A 10,938-nucleotide genomic window follows, 5' to 3' on the forward strand; every position below is an offset into this window, starting at 1 on the left:
GGTAATGCAGCGGTTGTGCCAAGTCGCTCAGGTCCCGTGTTTATTGGCGTTCATCCTCTTCATAGGGACAGAATCGTGAGGGAATGCACCGATTCAAAGCGCGCTGCCCGCTAATGGAGCGCAACCACCAGCAGCACCAGATTGAGCAACAGCGATACCAGCGCCAATGTCCGCCAGACTTTCAGTGGCTCGCGTTCCAGCAACGGCTTGGGGCGCACATTCAAACTGCGGCGTTCGCCCTGTTCGATCAGCAGCAGCCATTCTTCCGCCGTTTCGAAGCGTTGATCGGGGGCCACCGCCACGGCGCGCTCCAGGTTATGGGCGATCCAGTCCGGCAAGTCGGGCCGGTAGCGGCTGGCGTTGACCGGGATGCCAAACCTGGGGCGCTGGAACGCTTCGATTTCGCCATAGGGATAGTGCCCGGTGAGCAGGAAATACAAGGTCACACCGACGGCGTACAAGTCCTGCTGTGGCGTCGGCATTTCGCCGCGAAAGGCTTCTGGCGCGATGTAACTGGGTGTACCCGGCAGGGCCCAGGGTAGATCTTGCGAGAGACCGGGGCAGTAGGCGAGGCCGAAATCCAGCAGGCGCAGCTCACCATCGTGCCCCAGTAACAGGTTTTCCGGTTTGATATCGCGATGCAGAATCTGCCGTCGATGCAACAGGCCGACCGCTCGCAACAAGCGTTCGGCGATGTCTTGCCACTGGGGCAGCGGCAACGGTCCGCTTTGCTCATACCGTTGCGCCAGGGTAGCGCCCGAATATTCACGCATCACGTAGTACAAATGCTGACGCTGACTGGCGGCATGGACTTCAGGAAAATGTCGACCGGCCACGCGTTTGAGAAACCACTCTTCCGACAGCAGTGCTTGCCCGGCCTGGTGATCGTCGTGCAGGCGCCCCGGCAGCGTTTTCAGCAGCCAGGGTTGTTGCTGATTGTCGCGAACGCGATAAAGCAGTGATTGCTGGCTCTGGGCGACGATCCCCTCGACTTGCCAGCCCTCGAACGCCTGACCCGGTTTCAAGGCTGGCGGCAGTGGCCATTGCTGCAAGTGAATCAACGCATCGCCAATGCTTGCTTCACCGAGGGCATCAATCCGCACCAGTAAAGCGCTGGCATTGTCCTGGCTGCCCGCCAGGTGTGCGGCATTGACCAGGGTTTGCGCAGCGCTTTTCAAGTCCGGTTGATCACGCAGGATCGCCGCAATGGCGGTATCGCCCAGGACGGCCCAGATGCCATCGCTGAGCAGGACGAAACTTTCATCGGGGCGCAACTCACCGTCAAGAAAATCCAGCACCAGATGTTGATCGAGGCCCAGCGCCCGTTTCAGCACATGTTGCATGCCCGGCTGGTCCCAGACGTGATCCTCGCTGATTCGCTGCAATCGATCGGCGTGCCAGCGATACACCCGACAATCACCGACATGGGCCAGGGTAAAACGCCGACCGCGCAGGACCAGCGCACTGAGGGTGGTCAGCAGCGGTTGTCCGCCGCCGTTGGCCTGCAACCAGCGGTTTTGTGCCAACAGCAGACGGTCAAGTGCCTGGGCGACGCTCCAGGTTTCCGGCGTGGCGTAGTAATCCAGCGCCAGCGCCTGCAACGTCGAACGGGCAGCCAGACCGCCATCGGCGCACTGGCTGACACCGTCGGCGATGGCGAACAGGTAGCCTTTGCTCGCCGCCAGCGCAGGAGCCGGCGTGACCAGGCGCAAGGCATCCTGGTTTTCCTCGCGGGGACCGATGGCGCTGGCTTCGGCGAAACTCAGTTGCAGGCTCATCGCGACCTCAGACCCGCGCAGCTGTCACGGCGGCCGAACCCCAGGTGGTTCTCCAGCGGCGTTTCACGCCGTGCAGGCCGAACCAGGCCAGCACGCCGAGGCTGGCGAACAACCACAGCGCCAGTTGATAGCTGCCGGTGCTTTGCTTGATCGCGCCCATGCCGGCCGCGAGGGCAAAACCACCGATGCCGCCAGCCATGCCGATCAGGCCGGTCATCACGCCGATTTCCCGACGAAAACGCTGCGGCACCAACTGGAATACCGCGCCATTACCGGCACCCAAACCGAGCATGGTGCAGACGAAAAGCGCCAGTGCGGCGTAGGAGTTCGGCAGGTTGAAACCTACAGCGGTAATGCAGATTGCCGCGACGGTGTACATCGCCAGCAAGGTCCGAATACCGCCGAAACGGTCAGCCAGCGCACCGCCCAAGGGGCGCATCAGGCTGCCACCGAACACGCAGGCAGCGGTGTAGTAGCCGGCAGTGACCGGGCTCAGGCCGTACTGGTCGTTGAAGTAACCGGGCAGGGCGCTGGCCAGGCCGATGAAGCCGCCGAACGTCACGCTGTAGAAAAACATGAACCACCAGCTGTCACGATCGCCCAGGGCCTTGAAGTAGTCGGCCATGGATTTGGCTTTTGGCCGCTCGGGGGCGTTTTTGGCCAGCCAGGCGAAGACGATCAGGGTCAGGATCAGCGGAATCAGGGCGAAGCCGAACACGTTGCTCCAGCCAAACGCCGCCGCCAGCACCGGGGCGATCAATGCGGCGAACACCGTACCCGAGTTCCCTGCACCGGCGATGCCCATGGCCTTGCCTTGATGCTGCGGCGGATACCACTGCGATGCCAAGGGCAGGGCGACGGCGAAAGACGCGCCGGCCATGCCTAGGAACAGCCCCAGCAGCAACGCTTGCTCGTAGCTGTGGATACCGAGTTTCCAGGCGCCGAACAGGGCGCAGATTACAATGACCTGACCGATCAGGCCGGCTGTTTTGGGCGACAGGCGATCAGCCAGCATTCCCATGATAAAACGCAAGACCGCCCCGGCCAGAATGGGCGTGGCCACCACCAGGCCGCGTTGCTGCGTTGTCAGGTGCAGGTCGGCGGCGATCTGTACCGCCAGAGGTCCGAGCAGATACCAGACCATGAAGCTCAGGTCGAAATAGAGGAAGGCTGCGAACAATGTCGGTGTATGGCCAGATTTCCAGAAGCTTGAATTCATCGCGCACCTCAGCTGTGAAGAGTCTCGGAAGGAGTCATGAGCTTGCAGGTGGGGCGCCGTTACGGCCGCACCACCGGCCCCGTGCTGTGGGGCCAAAACGAAAAAACGCCGCGACCCGATTCGCCAGGGGCAAATGAGGTGCGCGACGTCTTTGTCGTAGGTGGGGCAACCGCCGTTGGTTACCTGTGGTGATTACTTAGCGAGATTTGTGCCAACAGTTAGAGACCGAGTCGCCGCCATTCGCGAGCAAGCCCGCTCCCACATGGATAGTGGGTGTCCACAAAACCTGTGGGAGCGGGCTTGCTCGCGAAGGCAATAGAACATTCACCACTGGACTTCAGCCAAGCAACTCGCTCATGGCAATGATCTGCTCCGCCACTTGAATCAGCTTCTGCTGTCGGCTCATCGCCTGGCGGCGCATCAGGGTGTAGGCCTCTTCCTCGTTGCAATTCTTCATTTTCATCAGCAGCCCTTTGGCCAGTTCGATGCGCTTGCGCTCGGCCAATTGCTGGTCGCGGGCATGCAACTGGGCACGCAAGGCCTGGTCGCTTTCGAAGCGCGCCATGGCCACATCGAGAATCGGCTGCAGGCGTTGTGCGTGAATGCCTTCGACGATGTAGGCACTGACCCCGGACTTGATCGCCTGTCGCATCACCTCGGGGTCGTGCTCGTCGGTGAACATCACAATCGGTCGGGGCTGGTCGCGAGTCACCAGCACCACTTGTTCCATGACATCGCGCCCCGGTGACTCGGTATCGATCAGGATCACATCCGGACGCACCGTTTCGACGCGTTCGGGCAAGTCGATGGTCAGGCCGGATTCATCGATCACTTCGAAACCGGCCTCGGTCAGGGCGGCCTTCAGGCGTCCGACTTTTTTGGCAGTGTCGTTGATCAGCAGGATACGCAGCATGTTCGTGGTCTCCTGTCAGCGGCTGGCAAAAAGGGTTGAGCTGTCGCTCAGGGCGTGCAGTTTGAAACTGCGGGCATAGCCGGCCGGGTCCGAGCCGTCCCAGATTTTGCCGTCGATCAACTGACTGCTGCGCATCTCCTTACCCAGTGCCGCGACACCTACAGCGCTGGCCGCTTCACGATATAAGTCTAGTTGCTGGACTTGACGGGCCACGGCCAGGTAATCCGGGTCGTCGCGCAACAAACCCCAGCGACGGAATTGGGTCATGAACCACATGCCATCGGACAGATGCGGCAGATTGACCTCGCCTTCACCATGGAAGCGCAGGGCGTGCGGGTCTTGCCAGCGATTGCCCAGACCATCGGCATAGTCGCCCAGCAGGCGCGGCTCGATGCATTCCAGTGGTGCATCGAGGTATTGCGCTGCACTGAGCAATTGCGCGGTGCTGCGACGATTTTCGCTGCTTTCTTCGATGAAGCGACTGGCCTCCAGAATCGCCATCACCAACGCGCGGGCAGTGTTGGGGTATTGCTCGACGAAGGCGCGGGTGCAGCCCAGGACCTTTTCCGGGTGATCGGGCCAGAGGGTCTGGGTGGTCGCCATCGTGAAACCAAGACCCTGTTGCACTGCGCTGGCGGACCAGGGCTCACCGACACATAAACCGTCGATGCGCCCTGCTTGCAGGTGCGCGACCATTTGTGGCGGCGGCACCACCACGCTGTCGACATCCTGCAGCGGGTGAATGCCCTGGCTGGCGAGCCAGTAATACAGCCACATGGCATGGGTGCCGGTTGGAAAAGTCTGGGCGAAGGTGAGTTTTGAGCGAGTTTGGTGCACGTGCCGATCCAATGCCTCAGGACTGGTCACTCCCAGCGCCTGCAAGCCGCGGGACAGATTGATGCTCTGGCCGTTCTGATTCAGGCCCATCAACACGGCCATATCGGTCGCGGCCACACCACCGATGCCCAAGTGAACGGCGTAGACCAGACCGTAGAGGCTGTGGGCTGCATCGAGTTCGCCGCTGACCAGCTTGTCTCGAAGGTTGGCCCAGGACGACTGGCGCTTGAGGTTCAGGGTCAAGCCGTGGGGTTGGGCGAAGCCCTGGGTGGCGGCGACAACCACCGAGGCGCAGTCGCTCAGGGCCATGAAGCCGAGATTGATTTCGGTTTTTTCCGGGGCATCGCTGCCATTGACCCAGGCCAGAGGGCCGGCTGACGGTTCGTTCATCGCGCGTTCACCTTGCAAAAAAAACGTCGTCACCGGTCCGTGCATGAGCAGGCCGGGGACGACGCCATTGTCTTTGCACACATTCCGTCGTTGGCATGGGTGCTGGTGCCTTGAATGGTGCAAGGCATATGCCAGTCCGGGCTTCATCAGCTTTCCATCAGGATTCAACGCGCCATCTCTTTCATCCTGCCGACTCCTGATCGTCAGGCTGTGAAGGAGGTTGGCGTGCACATCGAATCACCAGGCGCACCAGGTTTCCCTGATGCCCGTTTCAGCGGGCGGGTGCTGCATCTGTGCGTCAGCGAATCCCCTGTACATCTGGTTTCGCAACGGTGCGCATCGGCCTGCCACCTGCAGGTCGGCTGGGAAGGGCTGATTGCGATGAACGGAGTATTTGAGGTGCGCGGCAGTGTGCAGGTCTTGCCAATTCCGCAAGCAGCACTGGTGAAACTGCAAGTGTTCATCGATCTGGGGAACGCGCTGAACGATCAACGACTCAACCAGGCTCCCTGGGCGGCATTGCCGGTGGCGCATCAAACCGTTCAGTCCGAGAGAGCGCTTGAGCGCTGGTATATCGAACAGGCCATGACCGGTGGTTTGGCTTATCAAGCCTTTGCCAGCGTGCTGCGTCATACCGAGAGTTACGGACTTGTGCGTTTCCTGCTGGAGCAGGGCACCCACAGCGAAAAGTTGAGCATCCTGGCGCAGCGTTATGGCGTTTCCGTGTCGCATTTTCGTCGACTGTGCCAACAGGCGCTGGGCACGGCAGCCAAGCCTGCCTTGCGTGGCTGGCGGACGGCCCAGGCACTGCTGAACATGAGTCTGCAGGACGGCTCCCTGACGGATGTGGCGCTGGAGTTCGGTTTTGCCTCTTCTTCGCATTTCTCCAAGGAAATCCGTGAACTGGTGGGCTTTGCCCCCAGCAGCCTGGCCGACATTACCTACCTTCCAGGCAAGTGAGTCGATGAACCGCCGATCGTTGTCCATATCCCTTTTGCCCATCTGCTTAAGTGGCGTGTTCCTGCTCGCACCCTTTGCCGCGCAGGCCGATGTTTTCAGTTTCGAGGCCCGTGAACAGAGCGCACGCACCTTTTTCAGCGAGCTGTCCGGATCACTGGGCAAGCCGGTGATCGTCAGCAAGGCTGCTGCGATCAAGCGGATCTCCGGTACGTTCGATCTGCTCGTGCCGCAACGAACCTTTGAGCGCGTCGCCTCGCAAATGGGCTTGATCTGGTACAGCGACGGTCAGGCGATTTATCTGTATGACGCCCCGGAAATCAAAAGCTCCATGGTCTCGCTGCAAACCCTGACCGTGGCCAGGCTGCAGGCGTTCCTGGAGCGCTCCGGATTGCACGATGCCCGTTATCCGTTGCGTCATGACGGTCTGCGTACTTTCCATGTGTCGGGGCCGCCGATGTATGTCGATCTGGTTGTGCAAGCGGCCGGGATGATGGATAACCAGCGCTCGGAACTGTTGCTGGGCAAGCAGCAGATCGGTGTCATTCAGGTACGGAACACCTTTGTCAGCGACCGTAAGTACGAACTGCGCGATGACAAGGTGACCATCCCCGGGCTGGCCACCGTGATCGAGGATCTGTTGCGCGGTGAGACGCGCGAGTTCGAGCCGTCGGTGGCGCAAGTTCCTGCGCCGCGTCCACAGGGATTGATGCCGGCGTTTCCCCTGGAAGGCCTGGCAACCAACCCTGCGGATCAGGACCCGGCAGCGCCGCGGATCATTGCGCGAGACATGGCTGCCGGAAACATTCGGGTAGTGGCATACCCGGACACCAACGCCTTGCTGGTCAAGGGGTTGCCGGAGCAAGTGCGCTTTATCGAGAACCTGGTGAGTGCGCTGGACACGCCGAAACGACACGTGGAACTGTCGTTGTGGATCATTGATTTGCACAAGGATGAACTCAATCAACTGGGCATCAACTGGCAAGGTGCGTTGAGGTCGGGGAAATTCGCTGCATCGCTCAATGCCGGCTCGGCGACCACCCTCGATGGCCTGTCGTTCGTGACCCAGGTCATGGCGCTGGAGCGCACCAACCGGGCCAACGTGGTCTCGCGACCGGTCATCCTCACCCAGGAAAACGTACCGGCGATCTTCGACAACAACCGCACGTTTTATGCCCCGCTGGTGGGCGAGCGCAGTGTCGATTTGCAGCACGTCACCTACGGCACGCTGGTCAGTGTACTGCCCCGTTTCGCCCAGGCGGACGAGGTCGAGATGTCGCTCAATATCGAGGACGGCAACGAGGTCGAAAAACCGGATCAGGGCAAGCAGCCTGGCACATTGCCGACGGTCGGCCGCACACGGATCAGCACGGTGGCGCGGGTGCCTCAGGGCAAGAGTCTGTTGGTGGGCGGTTTCACCCGCGATGACAACAGCGAGCAAGTCGGCCGGATCCCGGTACTGGGTTCGATTCCGTGGGTCGGACGCTTGTTCAGCTATCGGCAGAATCGCTCGGCCAATACGGTGCGGGTGTTCCTGATTCAACCCAAGGAGATTGTCGACGTACTGCAACCCGCCACGACTGAACCGGCCACGCAGTTGCTGAGCCCGGAGCAGCATGAGCGTGTGCGCCGTGCCTATTTTCGGGCAGCCATAAAATGATCCTGCCACCGATTTCCACCGGAGGGCGAGCCGCCCAGGCGAGGCTTAATACCGAGAAAGCTGCTGAGCATCCACAGCCGCAGGCAGATGCCGATATCGATCTCGACGACAGCGGTACGACCGCCACCGTCCAGCGCTTTGTACACAGCAGCGATGAAATGTCCGCGGCACTGGCGCAGTTCCGTGGTCGTCGGCATTTCGAACTCAAGTCCGACACCCTGACCGATAACTTCGAAAGGGTCCTGGACGACGACACCGTGCCCAAGGCGCGACAGATACTCAACCTTGCCCGGTTGACCGATAAATCCGTCACCTGGCTGTTGCAAATGGCGCGAAAACTGTTCGCCGATGACAGCGACCTGGCATTGGTGCTACGAGAACTGTTGCGCCGCAGGAAACTCGAGACAGGCACTCGTCGGCGACTCGAAACGCTGTTGCAGACGGTGGTTGCCCAGGGCTCCCCCAAGCGCATGAACGCCGGGATCAACGCCGCCCTGAAAGCCCGGATGTTCGGTAAAGGCATGGCGGTGCACGCAGGCCTGTTGCGTGAGACGTACCGCGATTTTCTCGAGTCGGACCAAGGTCCGCTCAGTTGCTACCAGGGCTGGATCGCGCTGTACGGTCCACACCAACGCATGAGCGTGCTGGCCTTCATCGAAGCGGCGTTGCTCACCGACATCAGTGCCCAGGATCCCAGTTGCTCGCGCGCAGAGTTCGGCCAACTGCTGGTCAGGGTGAACGAGCTGAAGTGCCTGCGTTCAGCCGATGAGCTGTTCATCGGCCGCCTGCTCGGTGATGCTCTCATCTGCCGGCACAACCCCCACGAGCCTGACTGGCTGGTGTTCCTGTTCGGCCTGTTGGCCTACCCCGATGAGCTAGATCAGCTGCTGCTCGGCGCATTGGGCGAGGGCGTGCTGTTGAGTCCGCACCGTGAACGCTCGACCGTTCTACAAACGGTGCGCCGGCTCAGCCTGCAACTGCCGACACCGCTGTTTGCCGATGAAGAGGCGCCGGTGCGTCTGGCACAGCAGTTCACCCGACTGGCTGACATCGCCTATGCCCACGAATGTATTGAGCAGCGACGCCGCGGTGGTGGCTCATGACTTTTTCCCGGAACTGACCTGCCATGCTCAATGTGTTTTTGCGCAACGTCGGCGCGCGCCCGGAGCTGCTGATCCTGACGCTGATGGTGATGATCATCGCCATGCTGATCATTCCCCTGCCGACAGTGCTGGTGGATTTTCTCATCGGCCTGAACATCGTCATCTCGCTGCTGGTGTTCATGGGCTCGTTCTACATCGAACGCATCCTCAGCTTTTCGACGTTTCCGGCCTTGCTGCTGTTGACCACGCTGTTTCGCCTGGCGCTGTCGATCAGCACCAGCCGGCTGATTCTCAGTCAGGCCGATGCGGGGGAGATCATCGCGTCCTTCGGTGAGTTCGTGATCGGCGAAAGCCTGGTGGTGGGCTTCGTGATTTTTTCCATCGTCACCATTGTCCAGTTCATCGTGATCACCAAGGGCTCGGAGCGGGTGGCCGAAGTCGCGGCGCGCTTCTCGCTGGACGGCATGCCGGGCAAGCAGATGAGCATCGACGGTGACCTCAAGGCCGGCGCCATCACTGCCGAGGAAGCCAGGGAAAAACGCAGCGTGCTGGAGCGCGAAAGCCAGTTGTATGGCTCGTTCGACGGCGCGATGAAGTTCATCAAGGGCGATGCGATCGCCGGCATCATCATTATCTTCGTCAACTTCATTGGCGGCATGGCCATCGGCGTCGGGCAAATGGGCATGGACATGTCCACAGCCTTGTCGACCTACACCCTGTTGACCATTGGCGATGGTTTGGTGGCGCAGATTCCCGCACTGCTGATCGCCATCGGTGCCGGTTTCATCGTCACTCGTGTCAACGGCGATGACGCCAACCTGGGGCGCAACATGCTCGCGCAGATGCTGGGGCATCCGTTCGTGCTGGGGGTGACGGCGCTGCTGGCGGTGGGTGTCGGCCTGCTGCCCGGGTTTCCGTTGCTGACTTTCCTGCCTATTGCCGCCGTCCTGGCACTGGTGGTGTTCGTCCGGCAGCGCAAGGCTTCCCGAGGTGAAAGTACAAATGAAAACCGCCCGACCTCTGCCCAGGGGGATGCCATGCAGAGCGGATCGGGTCTGCTCGACGACATTGACAACATTGCCACCGAAACCGTCGCCTTGATGTTGCTGGTGCCCACGGCGCGGTTGGAAGAGTTGAGCAAGGCCCGCTGGGCCGCACGTTTTCGCAGCCAGTTTTTCGTCGACTACGGGTTGCGCATTCCCGAACCGCAGATTCGCCCCAGCGAGGCGTTGCCGGCCCATCAAGTGGCGGTATTGATCAATGAAGTACGCGCCGAACAGTTCGACATCCATTTCGATCAATGGCGTCTGCTCGACTACTCGCCGGAGCTGGAGCCCCTGGGCATTGCCCTGGTGCGTGGCAATGACAGCAATCGCCTGGGCGGAATCTGGGTCAACGCGGCCGACAGGGAGCGGGTGCAGCAGTTGGGGTATCACCTGCGTGCGGCGGACGAGGAATGCTATCGCTGCCTGGTCACGCTGCTGGCGCGCAATATCCAGGAGTTTTTTGGCGTGCAGGAAACCAAGCAACTGCTCGACGAAATGGAAGCGCGCTACCCCGATCTGCTCAAGGAAGTGTATCGCCACGTCACGGTGCAGAAGATCGCCGAGGTGCTGCAGCGGTTGATCGGCGAGCGCATTTCAGTGCGCAACATGAAGCTAGTTCTCGAGTCGCTGGCCCATTGGGCGTCGCGGGAAAAGGACGTACTGGCACTGGTCGAGCACGTCCGCGGCGCGATGGCCCGCTACATCAGCAACAAGTTTGCCCAGGGCAATGACCTGCGTGTGCTGTTGTTGTCGGCGGAGTTCGAAGAGGTGGTGCGACGAGGGATTCGACAAACGTCGGGCGGCAGTTTCATCAACCTGGAACCGGCCGAGTCGGAGGAGCTGATGGACCGACTGTCTGTCGGTCTGGACAGTGTGCACATCGCCCACAAGGACATGGTGCTGCTGTGTTCGGTCGATGTGCGGCGCTACATCAAGAAGCTGATCGAGGGACGGTTCAGGGAGCTGGACGTGATGTCGTTCGGCGAAGTTTCCGAAACGGTCTCGGTCAATGTCATCAAAACGCTGTAAGGAAAA

The 10,938-nt window shown here is 60.8% G+C and carries 8 protein-coding genes; 4 read left to right on the forward strand and 4 right to left on the reverse strand.

From position 1 onward, the window contains the following. Positions 1-110: 110 nt before the first annotated feature. The 4 genes from AC06G5_RS08810 to AC06G5_RS08825 all read right to left on the reverse strand — a co-directional run bounded on the left by AC06G5_RS08810 (position 111) and on the right by AC06G5_RS08825 (position 5,137). Positions 111-1,778, reverse strand: a complete 1,668-nt coding sequence (locus tag AC06G5_RS08810) for a bifunctional protein-serine/threonine kinase/phosphatase (RefSeq protein WP_413422032.1) — start codon at positions 1,776-1,778, stop codon at positions 111-113. 7 nt (positions 1,779-1,785) lie between these two features. Further along, entirely contained in the window at positions 1,786-2,997 is a 1,212-nt protein-coding gene (locus AC06G5_RS08815; RefSeq protein ID WP_104449766.1) for a nitrate/nitrite transporter, read from the reverse strand. A gap of 337 nt (positions 2,998-3,334) precedes the next feature. Next, the gene (locus AC06G5_RS08820; RefSeq protein WP_008021841.1) at positions 3,335-3,910 is read right to left on the reverse strand and encodes an ANTAR domain-containing response regulator; all 576 of its coding nucleotides are present in this window, start codon (positions 3,908-3,910) and stop codon (positions 3,335-3,337) included. 15 nt (positions 3,911-3,925) lie between these two features. Further along, the gene (locus AC06G5_RS08825; protein WP_413422035.1) at positions 3,926-5,137 is read right to left on the reverse strand and encodes a CmpA/NrtA family ABC transporter substrate-binding protein; all 1,212 of its coding nucleotides are present in this window, start codon (positions 5,135-5,137) and stop codon (positions 3,926-3,928) included. Positions 5,138-5,311: 174 nt separating this feature from the next. On the opposite strand from AC06G5_RS08825, the gene AC06G5_RS08830 reads away from it, so the two are divergent. The 4 genes from AC06G5_RS08830 to AC06G5_RS08845 are packed head-to-tail and all read left to right on the forward strand — an operon-like array spanning position 5,312 to position 10,932. Then, complete coding sequence (locus AC06G5_RS08830; protein ID WP_413422095.1) at positions 5,312-6,097, forward strand: helix-turn-helix domain-containing protein; 786 nt, start codon at positions 5,312-5,314, stop codon at positions 6,095-6,097. Positions 6,098-6,101: 4 nt separating this feature from the next. Then, positions 6,102-7,754, forward strand: a complete 1,653-nt coding sequence (sctC, locus tag AC06G5_RS08835) for a type III secretion system outer membrane ring subunit SctC (RefSeq protein ID WP_413422037.1) — start codon at positions 6,102-6,104, stop codon at positions 7,752-7,754. After that, positions 7,751-8,857 (forward strand): type III secretion system gatekeeper subunit SctW, encoded by a 1,107-nt coding sequence (gene sctW, locus AC06G5_RS08840; protein ID WP_480459251.1) that lies wholly within the window; start codon positions 7,751-7,753, stop codon positions 8,855-8,857. Before sctC ends, sctW begins: the two co-directional genes overlap by 4 nt. A 23-nt stretch (positions 8,858-8,880) precedes the next feature. Continuing rightward, a complete protein-coding gene (locus AC06G5_RS08845; RefSeq protein WP_480459252.1) occupies positions 8,881-10,932 on the forward strand; it encodes an EscV/YscV/HrcV family type III secretion system export apparatus protein in 2,052 nt (683 codons plus the stop codon). Positions 10,933-10,938: the final 6 nt, after the last annotated feature.

It is taken from the genome of Pseudomonas sp. WT-JTC, from assembly GCF_056711565.1.